This is a genomic window from Phenylobacterium sp. (assembly GCF_036723115.1).
In the GTDB taxonomy this organism is placed as follows: domain Bacteria; phylum Pseudomonadota; class Alphaproteobacteria; order Caulobacterales; family Caulobacteraceae; genus Phenylobacterium.
The window spans coordinates 17,484-31,336 of sequence record NZ_DAIMHV010000016.1; the positions used below are offsets into that span (position 1 = coordinate 17,484).

The following is a 13,853-nucleotide window of genomic DNA, read 5'->3' on the forward strand; positions in this document are numbered from 1 at the left end:
AGTTGAGCCTAGGGTTGCCGCCAATGTCTTCCTGGACCAGTTCAGCGGGAGTCGCCGAAGCGCGCGCCAGACTCTGGCGGGCGTTGCAGTCCCGCTACGTCCTCGGTGGCGGTTTCCTGGTGGCGGCCCTTCTGACGGCGGTGGCCATTCTGCTGGCGGCCTCGCCGCCGGAGAGCGGCGCCATCCAGCCCGCTTCCACCGTGATCCTCACGGTCCTCAGCCTGAATCTGGTGCTGATCCTCAGTCTGGCGGCGATTGTCGGGCTTCGGCTGCTCGCCCTGCTGGACGCTCGTTCGGTGGACGCCGGGGCGAGGCTCCATTTGCGTTTCGTCACCCTGTTCGCCCTGGCCGCCGTGGCGCCGGCCGTGGTGGTGGCCCTGTTCTACGGGGTGCTCGTCAACCGGGGGGTGGAGAACTGGTTCAGCGAACGGGTCCAGACCGTGGTGGAGAATTCGGCCACCGTGGCGCGCTCCTATGTGGACGACCAGACACGCTACATCGGCGAGCACGTGAACCTGATGGCGGTGGACCTGAACCGGGCCGCCCCCGCCCTGGCCGCCACGCCTGTCACCTTCTCCCACTTCCTGGGCTATCAGGCCGCCTATCACGATTTTCCCGCCGCCTATCTGATCGACCGGCAGGGCCGGGTCCTCGCCCGCAGCGAGGCCGTGGACGCACCGCCGTTCCGCCTGCCGCCGGAGTCCAGCTTCCAGGCCGCCGACGAGGGGGACATTTCGGTCCCGGCCTTCGATTCCTCCGACCTCATGCGGGCCCTTTATCGCCTCAGCGGCTACGAGGAGGCCTATCTCTATGTGGCCCGTCCCGTGGAGCGGGGGATCATCAATCACCTGATGGAGGCCGAGGGCTCGCTGATCTCCTACCGGGAGGCCGCGCGCAGCCGCGCCCGCATCCAGGCCATCTTCGCGCTCAGCTATGTGGAAACCGCCCTGCTGGTGCTGGTCGGCGCCGTTTGGCTGGGCATGTCGGCGGCCAACGCCATTTCCGGACCCGTGGCCCGGCTGGTGCAGGCGGCCGGGCGGGTGGCGGGCGGCGAACTGGACGTTCGGGTGGACGCCGAGCACGACCCGGAAGAGATCGCCGTTCTCTCCCGCGCTTTCAACAGCATGACTCATGATCTTCAGGCCCAGCAGGAGGCTCTGCGTCGGGCCGGCGCCGAGGCCGAGCAGCGGCGGGAGTTTATCGAGACCGTGCTCTCGGAGGTCAGCGCCGGGGTCATCGGCCTGGACGGCGAGGGGCGCATCTCGGCCCTGAACCGCACGGCGGCCCGTTTGCTGGCCCTTGCGGAGGTCCCTTGGGAGCGCGCGGCCCTGGCCGATGTGGCGCCGGAGTTGGCCGCGGTGGCCGCCGAAGCTGCGGCCAGCGGCGAGGCCGAGGACGAGGTGGACATCCAGCGAGACCGGGAGACGCACCGCCTGCGGGTCCGAGCCAGTCGGAGCGAGGGCGGTCTTGTCCTGACCTTTGACGACATCACCCGGCTGGTGACCGCCCAGCGCAACGCCGCCTGGCGTGATGTCGCCCGTCGCATCGCCCATGAGATCAAGAATCCGCTGACGCCCATTCAGCTGTCTGCCGAACGGATCCGGCGCAAGTTCCGCAAGGACGTGCCCCCGGCCGATCTGGAGACCTTCGACCGCTGCACCGACACCATTGTGCGCCAGGTGGGCGATATCGGCCGCATGGTCGACGAGTTCTCAGCCTTCGCGCGCATGCCTACCCCACGCTTCGCGCCACAGGACCTGGCCGAACTGGTCCGGGCGCAGGTGTTCGCCCAGCGCGTAGCCAATCCCGACATCAGTTTCGAGCTGGCCGAGCCCCTGACGGAAACCTGGACCCGCGCTGATGGCCGGATGCTGGCCCAGGCGCTCACCAACATACTGAAGAACGCCGCCGAGGCGGTTCACGCCCGTCTTGAGACCCGGCCGGAGCCCGAGGGCCGGATCGGCGTGGCGGTCCGCTCGGAGGCCGATCTCATTGTGATCGAGATCGAGGACAACGGCGTGGGTCTTCCCGAGAAGGATCGGGACCGGCTCACCGAGCCCTATGTCACCACCCGCGAGAAGGGCACGGGCCTGGGCCTGGCCATCGTCAAGCGGATCCTCGAGGACCATGGCGGCGAGTTGGTGCTCACCGACGCCCGCCAGGGCGGCGGCGCGCGGGTCCTGCTGCAACTCCCCCACAGGGGCGGGGGCCTGCGCCCGCCGCCCGTCCACGAACTCATCACCGAAGGAGAGACCCATGGCGGCTGACGTCCTGGTGGTCGATGACGAGGCCGACATCCGTGACCTGGTGGCCGGGATCCTCGACGACGAGGGGTATGAGGTGCGCACCGCCTCAGACTCCGAATCCGCCCTGGCGGCGATCCGAGCCCGGCGTCCGGCCCTGCTGATCCTGGATATCTGGATGCAGGGCGGCGGCATGGACGGGCTGGAGCTGCTGGACCTGATCAAGTCCATGGACCCGGACCTGCCGGTGATCATGATTTCAGGGCACGGCAATATCGAGACCGCCGTCAGCGCCATCAAGCGCGGGGCCTATGACTTCCTGGAGAAGCCGTTCAAGTCCGACCGGCTCCTGCTTGTGGTGGAACGGGCGCTGGAGGCCGCCAATCTGCGGCGGGAGAACCGCCGCCTGCGCACCCAGGCGATCATGCCTGAGGGTCTGATCGGCGCCTCTGTCGCGGCCCAGCACCTGCGCCAGATGATCGCCAAGCTGGCCGCCGCCAACAGCCGGGTCCTGATCGCGGGGCCGCCAGGGTCGGGCAAGGAGACGGTGGCCCGCCTGATCCATAGCGGCAGCCCCAGGGCCAAGGCCGAATTCGTGGCCATCAGCGCGGCGGGCATGACCCCTGAGCGCATGGACGTCGAACTGTTCGGCGTGGAGGGGCAGGGGGCCCGGCCGGAGAAGATCGGCGTCTTCGAACGGGCCCATGGCGGCACCCTCTATCTGGACGAGGTGGCCGACATGCCTCGGGAAACCCAGAGCCGCATCCTGCGGGTGCTGGTGGATCAGCGCTTCCGGCGGGTGAACGGGGACACTGACGTGCAGGTGGATGTGCGGGTGATCTCTTCCACTTCACGCAACCTGCGCGATGAAATCGCCGAGGGACGTTTCCGCGAGGACCTCTTCCATCGCCTCAATGTGGTGCCCGTGGCGGTGCCCGGCGTCGCCGAACGGCGGGAAGACATTCCGGAGCTGGTGGAGAATTTCATCGAGCGCATCTGCGAAGCCAGCGGCATGCCCCGGCGTGTCCTGGCCGATGACGCCATCGCCGCCCTGCAGGTGCGCCCCTGGCCTGGAAACCTCCGCCAGCTGCGCAATGTGGTGGAGCGGATGCTGATCCTCTCCTCGGGAGACGCCTCTGAGCCCATCACCGCCGAGATGGTCCCCTCCGACGCGCCGCCTGGCGACAGCGGCGGGATGCTGGGCGCCGACAAGATCATCGCCCTGCCGCTGCGCGAGGCGCGCGAGACCTTCGAGCGGGAGTATCTCAGCGCCCAGATGATGCGCTTCTCCGGCAATATCTCGCGCACGGCGGCCTTTATCGGCATGGAGCGATCGGCGCTTCACCGCAAGCTGAAGTCCCTGGGCCTGTCGGGGGCTCGCCCCCTGGAAGAAGGAGTCGAATAGGTGCCGCGTACCGCCTATGTGAACGGCCGCTACGTCCCCCTGGCCCAGGCGGCGGTCCATATTGAGGACCGCGGCTATCAGCTGGCCGACGCCGTCTATGAGGTGTGGGCGGTGTTCGGCGGCCGTCTGGCCGACGCCGAGGGCCATTTCGCCCGGCTTCAGCGCAGCCTGGGAGAGCTTCGCATCCCGACCCCGATGAGCCGGCAGGCGCTGACGACGGTCCTCAAGGAGGTGCTGCGACGCAACCGGATCAATGAGGGGCTGATCTATCTGCAGATCAGCCGGGGCGTGGCGCCGCGCGACCATGCCTTTCCCGCCGAGGCGACGGCCCCGGCCGTGGTGATCACGGCCAAGCCCGTGGACCGGGCCGCCACGGAGGCCAAGGCGGCCCTGGGCGTCTCGGTGATCACCCAGCCGGAGAACCGCTGGGGGCGCTGCGACATCAAGACGGTGGGGCTGTTGCCCAACGTCCTGGCCCGTCAGGCTGCGCGGGAGCAGGGGGCGGCCGAGGCCTGGTTCGTGGATCCCGACGGGCTTGTCACCGAGGGCGCGTCCTCCAACGCCTGGATCGTGGACCGGAACGGCGTGCTGCGGACCCGCGATACCCGGGCCAACATCCTTCGTGGCGTCACGCGCCTGACCCTGCTGGACGTGATCGCCCAGGCGGGGCTGACCGTGGAGGAGCGCGCCTTCACCCCCCAGGAGGCGAAGGAGGCCCAGGAGGCCTTCATCACCGGAGCAGGCTCCCTGGTGCTGCCGGTCACGCGGATTGACGGCGCGCTTGTGGGGACCGGCGAGGCCGGTCCGGTGGCGAAGCGGCTGCGGAGCCTCTATATCGAGCGGGCGCGGGCGACGGCGATCTGAGGACCGTCGCGCCATTGCGCAGGCCGATGGCCTTGGACTAGCTTGAACGTGTGTGTGGGGGCGCGTGGCCCCTGAAGGCGGAGAAGAAGGCGCAAAGCCATGAGCGACAAAAAACAGAACCTGCAGGACACGTTTCTCAACAGCGTCCGCAAAGCCAAGACCCCTCTGACCATCTTCCTGGTGAACGGCGTGAAGCTGCAGGGCGTGGTCAGCTGGTTCGATAATTTCTGCGTGCTTCTGCGTCGCGATGGCCAGTCTCAGCTGGTCTACAAGCACGCCATCTCCACCATCATGCCGGCCCAGCCCGTTCAGCTGTACGAGCCGGCGGAAGACGACAACGATTGAGTTCACAACCGATAGATCGTGAAGCGCCGGTTCAGGGCGCGCTGATCATCCACCCCGATCACGAGCACCGTGACGGGTCCCGTTCCCCCCAGGCGCGTCTGGAGGAGGCCGCTGGCCTCGCCCGGGCGCTCGACCTGGAAATCCGCGACGGTCTTGTGGCGCCGCTGCGCAAGCGCACGCCTGCAACCCTGTTCGGCAAGGGCAAGGTGGCGGAGATCGGGGCGCTTTGCGAGGAACTGGAGGCCGATGTCTGCGTCGTCGATGACGCCCTCACTCCGGTCCAGCAGCGCAACCTGGAGAAGGCCTGGAAGGTGAAGGTCATCGACCGCACCGGCCTGATCCTGGAAATCTTCGCCCGCCGGGCCCGGACGCGGGAAGGGCGGCTCCAGGTGGAACTGGCGCGTCTCTCCTATGAGCGCTCACGCCTGGTGCGCACTTGGACCCACCTGGAGCGGCAGCGCGGCGGTTTCGGCGTCATGGGCGGGCCGGGGGAAACCCAGATCGAGACCGACCGCCGGCTGCTGGCCGAGAAGATCGGCCGCCTGAAGAAGGACCTGGTGGAGGTTCGGCGAACCCGCACCCTGCAGCGCTCGGCCCGCAAGCGGCGTCCCTATCCCGTGGTCGCCCTGGTGGGCTACACCAATGCGGGCAAGTCGACCCTGTTCAATCGTCTGACGGCCTCTGACGTGGTGGCCGAAGACATGCTGTTCGCCACCCTGGACCCGACCCTGCGGATGCTCGACCTGCCTGACGGGCGGCCGGCCATTCTGTCGGATACGGTGGGCTTCATCTCCGACCTGCCGCACGAACTGGTGGAGGCGTTCCGCGCCACCCTGGAAGAAGTGCGCGAGGCCGATGTGATCCTGCATGTGCGCGACATCGCCAGCCCCGAGAGCGACGCCGAGGCCGCCGACGTGCGCGAGGTCCTCGACCGCCTGGGCGTCGACCTGGAAGAGCGCCGGGTGATCGAGGTCTGGAACAAGGTCGATCTCGTACCCGCCGACGACCTGCCGCTCCTGGAGGGCGACGCCCGTCGGATGCATCCCCCGGCCCATCTGGTGTCGGCGGCGGCGGGGATCGGTCTGGAGCCCCTGCTGGCCACCATCGCGAGCCTGGTGGACGAGGCGCCGCCGGTGGAGGCGAGACTGGGCGCCCAGGACGGGGCGGCGCTGGCCTGGCTCTACAGGAACGGACGGGTGATCGAGCGGGAGACCGACGAGGCCGGTGCGGTCCGGCTGTCTGTCCGCCTCTCGCCCAAGGCCCATGGCCAGTTTGAGCAGCTTTTCCCAGGCGCCCTGGATCCCGCGGCGTCCTCGCCGGACGCTTAGGCCTCCTGCCGCTCACGCGTCGGCGGGGGGCCGGCCTCGGCGCCGTTCGCCTCCAGCGCCGCCATCCGGCGGGCATGGTCCTCACGCAGCTGCTGACCGGCCTCGTCATAGAGGAAGGGCAGGAAGCAATAGCGCCGGCCAGCCGTCACAGGCGTCGCCTCGTGCAGCAGCGAGCAGGAGAAGACCACGGCCCCGCCGGTGGGCGGGCGGTAGGTCTTGGAGCCGAACTCAGGAAAGCGAAGGTCGCCGCCCTCATGGCCGGCGGTGTTCAGATTGATCGAGCAGGCGAACTTGCGGTGCGCCGTGCCGCCTGTGGTGTTGTCCCGGTGGGGCTTGAAGAAGCCGCCCCCGTCGGCGTCGTAGCGGGCCACCATGTAGCGTTCCACCCGCGTGGGCTGGAACTGAAAGGCCTTGGTGATCTCCGGCAGCAGGCGGTGCTGAAGGCGCTGTCGAAGCAGGGCCTTGAACTCCCCATCCTCGATCATCGCGTCAAAGCGGCGCTTGGTGGAGTCCATCACCGGCACGGTCTTGCCGCCCACCTCGCGCATGACGCCCGAGGGCTTGCCCCCCTGATATTCGTAGAAGGCGATCAGACGGGCGCAGAGCTCGGGCTCGAAGATCCGGGGCACGATCAGGACCGGCGCATGCAAGGGCGTGCCCGCATGGTCGTCGGGATCGGGCAGGCTGGCCACGAGCTTCATGATCCGCTCGCTTTCGTCCATGCCGCCGACGGCGAGGATCCGTAAGGACGGGTCGATCAGCACCCAGTGGGGGTGAGCCTCGCCGCTCTCATGAAGGGCGTAGTACTTTCGCGAAACCTCGCCGGACGGGTCGAAGAACCAGCGCAGGCCAGGCTCGTTCTGCGCCCCGGCGATCCGGTCTAGATCGCGCAGGACGCCGAAAGCGAAGACTTTGGAGTCGTTGAACAGGGCCCGATGGCGGCGGATCAGGCCCACGGCCTCATCATGTCCGGCGGCGTCCTGCGGCAGGAAAGCGAGCAGGATGTACTGGCCGCCGAGACTGCCGAAGGCGAATTCGGGATTGATGGGCGATCCGGTGGTGAACCAGGGAGCCGGCTGGCCGGGGCGAAGCATGGATCGAGCCTCCAGCAGAAGGGCAGGGCCGGGCCGCGGGCGCTCTCGGGCGCTGCTTCATGTCAGGCGGGCCGGTCGTTACGGCTCAAAAACCCCCATCCGCCCCCGGCGCCAACTATAAGAACCGTATAAGCAAGCGGCATAATGGAGGCATAATTGACCCATCTGCGTCCGCGCATCAGCCTGGGCTCGACCGGCCGCTACCGGTCTGGCCCGCTTCAGCCGCCGCGAGTCTGACTTGTCGACGGCGGGAGCGGGCCCTCGGCGTCTCTGGGCCGCCGCAGGACATTTGATGCCGCAAGCCATGACTGACTGGGCCGGGCGCCACCCACGCCTCTGGGGCGTGCTTTGGGCGGTCGGCGCGGTGCTCAGCGCCAATCTCATCGCCCTCATCCTGGCCGAAGCCCTGGGCTATGTCCGGGTGTCGATGATCTTCCTGGCCGGCGTGCTGGTGGTGGCGGTGGCCGCCGGGGCCTGGGCGGCCTATCTCGCCTCGGCCCTCGGCTTCGTCAGCTATAACTTCTATCTGGTGGAGCCGCGGTTCACCTTCGGGATCGAGTCAGAGGACATCGTCATCCTGGTGGTGTTCTTCACCGTGGCGATGATGACCGGCAGCCTCGCCGGCCGTCTCCGGGACGCGGGGGTGCAGGTGGAGGCCCAGGCTCGCACCACCACGCTCCTGTTCGAAACCAGCCGCGACCTGGCCGCCCTGGAAGACGAGGGCGCGATCCTGCAACGCCTTGCGGTGGCGCTGAGCGAGGCCGCCGGCGCGCCAGCCATGGTCTCCTCAGGCGATCTATTGGCGCGCCACCCTGAGGGGGGCTTATCTGACGCACTCGAAGACCTCCCGCCACCGGCGCCAGGCGAGGAACGGCTTCACGGACCCTGGCGCGTCCGAGGGCTATGGGCGGAGGGACGGCCCTTGGGCGTCGCGGCCTGGGCCAGCGGGCCAAGGCAGGATTCTCCGCCGGATCAGCCCCGGCGGTTGGACGTCCTTCTGGACATGGGAGCCTCGGCCGTCGCCCGCGCACAGCTCAGCCGCGGCTGGGCGGAGATGCAGGCCAGGGCGCGGACGGAGTCTCTGCGCAACGCCCTGCTGTCGTCCATATCCCACGACCTGCGGACGCCGCTGGCCTCCATTCTCGCCTCGGCCACCAGTCTGAAGGCCTTTGGCGGCGCCTTTGACCCCGAGGTGCGGGACGATCTGCTCGACACGATCGAAGAGGAGGCTGAGCGCCTCAACCGGTTTGTCGGAAACCTGCTGAACATGACGCGCCTGGAGGCTGGCGCCCTGACCCTGGCCCCCGCCGCCTTCGAACTGCGCGAAAGCCTGGGGCGGCTGGTGGAGGCCTATGGCCGGCGGCCTGGCGGTGGAGCGCTCAGCCTTCAGATCGAGGGCGACATGCTGGTGGCGCAAGGTGATGTCATTCTCTTCGAACAAGCCATGGGAAATATTCTGGAAAACGCTCTGAAATTCAGTCCGGACGGCGCGCCGATCCGGGTGTCGGCCAGGCCGGTCGCCCGCGGGCTGATGGTCGAGGTGGCCGATCAGGGGCCCGGCGTGCCCGAGGCCGACCTCGAGCGGATTTTCGAGAAGTTCTATCGCTCCGGCGGCGAGGAGGACCGGCAGGGCGGTGCGGGCCTGGGTCTCTCCATCGTCCGGGGGCTTTTGGAGGCCATGGGCGGTACGGCTGTGGCGCGCAATCGCAAGGGAGGTGGTCTGGTGTTGAGTGTGTGCTTGCCCGGGGCCGCGGCCTGATGGACGGCGCCCAGGTGCTGCTCGTTGACGACGAGCCCCAGATTCTCCGCGCTCTGAAGCCGGCCCTCTCGGCGGCAGGCTATGTGGTGACCACCGCCGAGAGCGGGGAGGCGGCCATGAGCCATCTGGCCGCCGACGCCTTCGACATTGTGATCCTTGACCTCGGCCTGCCGGATCTGGATGGCAAGGAGGTGATCGAGCGGATGCGGGAATGGACGGAAACGCCCATCGTCGTGCTGTCCGCCCGCAATCTCGAGGATGAGAAGATCGCGGCCCTGGACCTGGGGGCCGATGATTTCGTGAACAAGCCTTTCGGCGTGGGTGAACTGCTGGCCCGAATGCGCGCCGCCCAGCGCGGCCGCGACCGTCGCTTGGCCGGCCAGGCGCGGTTTCAGAGCGGCGAGCTGGAGGTCAATTTCGCGACCCGGCGGGCCTTCATCATGGGAGAGGAGGTGCGCCTCACCCCGCGGGAATACGATCTGACGCGTGTCCTGGCCCGCCATGCCGGTCGGGTGGTCACCCACAAGCAGATCATCGCCGCCGTCTGGGGACCGCATGCCAGCGTGGACGCTCAGTTCGTCCGTGTGCTGGTGGCGCAACTTCGACAGAAGCTGGAAGAGGACCCGGGCGCCCCGCGCATCGTCCTCACAGAGCCCGGCGTCGGCTACCGACTGGCCACCGACGACGACCTCTGAAGGCGATCAGCGCGCCTTGCGGCTGCGCTCGACCACGGGCTTGTGGCCTTCGGCGTCGAGGGCGCCGGAGGGCGCGATCCCGGTGTTGGGCTGAGGGTTCATGCCCTCATGAGCGGTGCGGCCGGCGTCTGGCTGGCCCTGGCCGTCGCGTCCGGCCTCGGCCTTCTGGGCCGCCGCCTTTTCCGCAATGTTCTTCTGAGTCTCGCTCATCGTGGCTCCTCCATTGTCTGAAAAAGCCAACGCGATGCAGGGACGTCGGGTTGCGGCGAACCGGAGGCGCGGGGCGCGGCGCGTGGCGGGCAGCGCCCGACGAAGACGAGCACTATGAAATCGTCATAGCCCTCTGATGATTATACAGATACTCCGTGCTGTGCGGCTATCGGCGGATGTCGGCAGCATTTTTGTGGCTAACGGCGGCTATTTCGGTTGTTCGACAGAGAATCTTACTGCATCGACCTCTGATCTCCGTAGTTATGCAGCCACGCCCCGGCTATGCCCAATCGTTTAAAAGAGTTCGGGCAAACCTTCTTCCCACCTGATCAAGGCATATTGTTCGATGGCATAGTGGGCGCGTAGATGGTCGCCCCAGGCAAACCAGTGGCCAAGCGGGGCGTCACCTTCCAGTAGGTAACGCGGCGTGTCTTCCCCACTCTCGCCATAAACTGCACTGATCAACTCGGTGAGAGCCTCGTCTGATTGGTCAGGAGAGAGTTTTTCACCACGAAGGAAGCCGGTCACGAGCTTTCCGAGAAAGACGGCAAGGCTCATCGATCCCTCCGGCAAAGCCTGCGGCGAGTGGAAACAGAGTTCCGTTCCCTGCTCCGTGAAGCTGTAGCTGTGAGCCGCCGATGTGATGCATGTGTGCGGAGGCACCGTCATATGCTCGGCCAACACCGGAATACGCTCAAAGCGTGCAGTGCGCCCGCCGTCCTCCAACAGGAAATCTTCCCATTCCCACGGATGATGGCGCCAGAAGCGCGGCCAGCGTGTTAAGCCCGACCAGTGTACGCTCAATCGATAGGCCGAACGGTCAAGGAATAAAGGACACACATAGGCGGCATCCCCCAGATCACGGTGAAGCAGTTTCTCGCGCAGGCGAAACAGCACATTGTGCTGAAAATCCCGATGACTTTTCTGTTTCTGGCGCAGTGGAAAATAGAGTGCGCGGGGCGCGATGTTCAGGCCTGCCTTGCGGCGATCGCGGATGATTTTCGAAGTGCTAATGTCCGGGTAAGCAGCGGGTCGTTTGAACTGCATATAAAACGGGCGAAACCCCCGTATGGCGCTATGCAACCGCGCATCCGCACCCAGCCATCGCTCCTTCGCGCGCGAGAAGGGTTCAATTGTAAATCGCTGACGTGGAAATCCGAGCAGAGTCAAGAAGGACTCTAAGGCAAAGCCCACGACGTCCTCAGTGTAGTTCGCGTCGATCCGCAACCCGTTCTTCCGCATAATCCGACCCCTGAAGACTGGCTAGATACGCACCAAGCCGTTTGGACGCTTCGTTCCTAGCTACACAGGCGCCTCGCTAGAGATTGACGGTTTCGGCTGAGACGCTTTTCTTCTGGGCGAACTTCTTTGCGAACGCGGCCGTCGCCGCAGCCCCTTTGGGGTGACAAGCCTTGTGAACAAGCGCGCCGTTGTCGAGGGTTGTCATGCCACCGGCGGAATGCTCGACTACGTGGTGAACTTCACAGTCGTTCCAATCCACAGCTCCATCGCATTCGGCGCAACGCTTACCTTGTGCGTAGAATAGTATGGTTCTCTCGACCTCGCCGAATAGGCGGATCGGATCCTTTGGAGAGAGGGGCTGCAAATACTCGAACATCTTCTCGACGTAGAACCGGTGACGCCTGCTGATGTTTTCTCCTCGGTCGGAATTGACACGAGTCCACTGACCATAGTGGGTCCAAAATTCATGAGCGACCCCGGCATCGTTTGCGGCTTTGCCCTTGGCAAGACCCTCCAGGAACTTGTCGAGCGCTTCTGGAAAACGATCTGCCCAGTTTGGTGGGTAGTCGTCCCACAGCGCATCGACTAGTAGCGCGGCGTGGATGGCGTCGTGTCCACGGAGCTTAGGGCGTTTGCCGCCCACAAGCATCTTCTCTATTTTCGATAGAACATCGTGAAGCCGTTGGGTGCTCGGCGACGCCTGATCGAAATCCAGGTGGTCATAATAGAAGGTGTTTATCGCGTCAGCGTTGATATCGCAGAAGGCGTCTGCGCCTTTGGATTTGCGGGTCAAGAATAACATTGTGAGCTGGGCAGCTAACTGCCGCGTCTTGCCCCGATCCGTTGATGGGCGCATCCCAAGAACTTGAGTGAAGAAGCTATGGCCGGGATAGCGCGCGACTTCGGGCTTCCCGCCAAGCTTCAGGACGAACTCGGTGAAATTTCCCGGCCACGCGTCCCTTGTTTCCTGATGGTTCAGCGGAAGGCCACTCTGCAACCTGACGAATAGATCGCGCACCTCGTTCACTTGATCAGTTTCGATCATCGCTAAGGCGATCTCGGTGGTTTTAAATCGTTCTTTTAGGTCGGAAGAGAGAGCGTCGAATGTCTTGCCTCCCCACGGACAAGGCTGATCTTTGACGAAGGCGGGGAATCGCGCGACGGCTTCGTCCACCACGGGATCGAACAGCGAAAACGCACCTTCAGAATACTCGTAGATTGCATTTATGCGTTGTTGTCCGTCAATTATCTCAAAGTCATCCCGTGCGTAATCCCCGACGCCCTTCTTGATGTGGTGCAGGTAAATGATCGGCAGAGGATACCCGCGCATCATGGAATCTATGAGCTTACGCTGCTGGGTGCGGCTCCAAACCGCGCCGCGCTGATACTCAGGGTTAACCCCCAGCATGCTGTTCTTACGAAGCTCGATTAGTTCTTCGACCGTATGCCGCTTCTGTATCGCCTGCATGACCACCCCCGCATCTAAGGGAAGCGTAGCTAAGCTTGGACGGGGCGCAACCCGTGGTCGCCCCAAGCGGCGATAATTGCCCTGACCCGCAGGGATCTCTGCGCACCCCGCGATATAGGCTTTATGAGAACAACGCTGGCGTGAAGTGCGCGCTTGCGGTGACGACAGCGGCGTTGCCGGGCAACGTCTTCGCAATGATCTGCGGCTGAGATCAGAGCACCACGCAAGAAACCTATCGGCCGACGGCGGCCGCCTGAAATGGGGCCGAGAGTGGGTCCGAGGGGCGCGAGCCGAAACAACAGCGGGAGATCAATGGCTTTTGGCGGATGGGGTGGGATTCGAACCCACGGTGGGGGTAAGCCCACGGCGGTTTTCAAGACCGCTGCCTTAAACCACTCGGCCACCCATCCAGAGCGCCGCCTATAGAGCGCGTTCCGACCTGTGGGAAGCCGCTTAACCGCGCGTCAAGCCTCTCTGTTCACACTCTGGCAAGGTCGTTCGCCCCGTGGGGGCGGCCCCAGCGGGAGTTTGAGCCCATGGCCCTCGTCCCTGTTTCCCCCAGGCTCTGCCGAACGGCCCTGGTGCTCGGCGTGGCGGCGGTGACGCTGTCGGCCTGCGCCACGCCCAAGCCGAAGCTCTCCCATCGCACGCCCCAGGCCGCCGCGCCCTCGGCCAAGGCGCCCGCAGGCGCGGGGGGGACCTATAAGGTCGGCAAGCCCTATCAGGTGGGCGGCGTCTGGTATGTGCCGCGGGAGCAACCGAACTATAACGCGGTAGGCGTCGCCTCCTGGTATGGCCAGCAGTTCCACATGAAGACCACCGCCAATGGCGAGGTCTTCGACATGAACGCCATGACGGCGGCCCACACCACCTTGCCCCTGCCGAGCCTGGTGGAGGTCACCAATCTGGAGAACGGGCGAAAGGTGGTGGTGCGGGTCAATGACCGCGGTCCCTTCGTCGGCGACCGCATCATCGACATGTCCCGCGCGGCCGCCCGGGAACTGGGCTTTGAGAACAAGGGTCTGGCCAAGGTCCGGGTGCGTTATGTGGGACCTGCGCCTCTGGGCGACGCCCGGGCGGGCGTCAGGGTGGCCCGGGCCGATCCCGTCCCGCCGCCGCCGCCGCCCAGCCCCGCGCCGCCGCTCACCCTGCCGCCCGCCGCGCCGCCCGCTCCGCCGCCGGTGATGGCGGCGGCCCCGT

12 protein-coding genes and 1 tRNA gene are annotated in these 13,853 nt (G+C 66.0%); 8 read left to right on the forward strand and 5 right to left on the reverse strand.

All coding sequences use genetic code 11. The features are described from left to right. Window positions 1–23 precede the first annotated feature (23 nt). From V7D28_RS03555 to hflX, 5 genes are all read left to right on the forward strand, one after another. Complete coding sequence (locus tag V7D28_RS03555) at window positions 24–2,267, forward strand: sensor histidine kinase NtrY-like (RefSeq protein WP_333585982.1); 2,244 nt, start codon at window positions 24–26, stop codon at window positions 2,265–2,267. Next, entirely contained in the window at window positions 2,257–3,648 is a 1,392-nt protein-coding gene (ntrX, locus tag V7D28_RS03560; RefSeq protein ID WP_333585983.1) for a nitrogen assimilation response regulator NtrX, read from the forward strand. The genes V7D28_RS03555 and ntrX overlap by 11 nt, the downstream gene beginning before the upstream one ends. Then, window positions 3,649–4,512: a D-amino-acid transaminase gene (locus V7D28_RS03565; protein ID WP_333585984.1), complete on the forward strand. Its 864-nt coding sequence runs from the start codon at window positions 3,649–3,651 to the stop codon at window positions 4,510–4,512. Window positions 4,513–4,611: 99 nt separating this feature from the next. Further along, window positions 4,612–4,857, forward strand: a complete 246-nt coding sequence (gene hfq / locus V7D28_RS03570) for an RNA chaperone Hfq (protein ID WP_333585985.1) — start codon at window positions 4,612–4,614, stop codon at window positions 4,855–4,857. Beyond that, window positions 4,854–6,185, forward strand: a complete 1,332-nt coding sequence (hflX, locus tag V7D28_RS03575; RefSeq protein ID WP_333585986.1) for a GTPase HflX — start codon at window positions 4,854–4,856, stop codon at window positions 6,183–6,185. The genes hfq and hflX overlap by 4 nt, the downstream gene beginning before the upstream one ends. Here hflX and V7D28_RS03580 read toward each other — a convergent pair. Continuing rightward, the gene (locus V7D28_RS03580) at window positions 6,182–7,279 is read right to left on the reverse strand and encodes a 2OG-Fe(II) oxygenase (RefSeq protein ID WP_333585987.1); all 1,098 of its coding nucleotides are present in this window, start codon (window positions 7,277–7,279) and stop codon (window positions 6,182–6,184) included. The genes hflX and V7D28_RS03580 overlap by 4 nt on opposite strands. 304 nt (window positions 7,280–7,583) lie before the next feature. Here V7D28_RS03580 and V7D28_RS03585 point away from each other — a divergent pair, with 304 nt between their 5' ends. Together V7D28_RS03585 and V7D28_RS03590 are read left to right on the forward strand one after the other, a co-directional pair. Beyond that, window positions 7,584–9,038: a sensor histidine kinase gene (locus V7D28_RS03585; protein WP_333585988.1), complete on the forward strand. Its 1,455-nt coding sequence runs from the start codon at window positions 7,584–7,586 to the stop codon at window positions 9,036–9,038. After that, window positions 9,038–9,733: a response regulator transcription factor gene (locus tag V7D28_RS03590; RefSeq protein ID WP_333585989.1), complete on the forward strand. Its 696-nt coding sequence runs from the start codon at window positions 9,038–9,040 to the stop codon at window positions 9,731–9,733. Before V7D28_RS03585 ends, V7D28_RS03590 begins: the two co-directional genes overlap by 1 nt. A 6-nt stretch (window positions 9,734–9,739) precedes the next feature. Here V7D28_RS03590 and V7D28_RS03595 read toward each other — a convergent pair whose 3' ends face one another. From V7D28_RS03595 to V7D28_RS03610, 4 genes are all read right to left on the reverse strand, one after another. Then, window positions 9,740–9,943 (reverse strand): hypothetical protein, encoded by a 204-nt coding sequence (locus V7D28_RS03595; RefSeq protein WP_333585990.1) that lies wholly within the window; start codon window positions 9,941–9,943, stop codon window positions 9,740–9,742. Between the two features lie 294 nt (window positions 9,944–10,237). Further along, complete coding sequence (locus V7D28_RS03600) at window positions 10,238–11,170, reverse strand: hypothetical protein (protein WP_333585991.1); 933 nt, start codon at window positions 11,168–11,170, stop codon at window positions 10,238–10,240. 91 nt (window positions 11,171–11,261) lie between these two features. Beyond that, window positions 11,262–12,653: a GmrSD restriction endonuclease domain-containing protein gene (locus tag V7D28_RS03605; protein ID WP_333585992.1), complete on the reverse strand. Its 1,392-nt coding sequence runs from the start codon at window positions 12,651–12,653 to the stop codon at window positions 11,262–11,264. 320 nt (window positions 12,654–12,973) lie between these two features. Further along, window positions 12,974–13,063, reverse strand: a tRNA-Ser gene (locus V7D28_RS03610). A gap of 126 nt (window positions 13,064–13,189) precedes the next feature. On the opposite strand from V7D28_RS03610, the gene V7D28_RS03615 reads away from it, so the two are divergent. Next, on the forward strand, window positions 13,190–13,853 hold a 664-nt coding region (locus tag V7D28_RS03615; RefSeq protein WP_333585993.1), incomplete at its 3' end, for a septal ring lytic transglycosylase RlpA family protein.

Excerpts from the sequence above, each read along its gene's own strand:
- V7D28_RS03555 (WP_333585982.1), top strand. The coding sequence starts at position 24 with ATGTCTTCCTGGACCAGTTCAGCGGGAGTCGCCGAAGCGCGCGCCAGA.
- ntrX (WP_333585983.1), top strand. The coding sequence starts at position 2,257 with ATGGCGGCTGACGTCCTGGTGGTCGATGACGAGGCCGACATCCGTGAC.
- hfq (WP_333585985.1), top strand. The coding sequence starts at position 4,612 with ATGAGCGACAAAAAACAGAACCTGCAGGACACGTTTCTCAACAGCGTC.
- V7D28_RS03580 (WP_333585987.1), bottom strand. The coding sequence starts at position 7,279 with ATGCTTCGCCCCGGCCAGCCGGCTCCCTGGTTCACCACCGGATCGCCC.
- V7D28_RS03585 (WP_333585988.1), top strand. The coding sequence starts at position 7,584 with ATGACTGACTGGGCCGGGCGCCACCCACGCCTCTGGGGCGTGCTTTGG.
- V7D28_RS03590 (WP_333585989.1), top strand. The coding sequence starts at position 9,038 with ATGGACGGCGCCCAGGTGCTGCTCGTTGACGACGAGCCCCAGATTCTC.
- V7D28_RS03595 (WP_333585990.1), bottom strand. The coding sequence starts at position 9,943 with ATGAGCGAGACTCAGAAGAACATTGCGGAAAAGGCGGCGGCCCAGAAG.
- V7D28_RS03605 (WP_333585992.1), bottom strand. The coding sequence starts at position 12,653 with ATGCAGGCGATACAGAAGCGGCATACGGTCGAAGAACTAATCGAGCTT.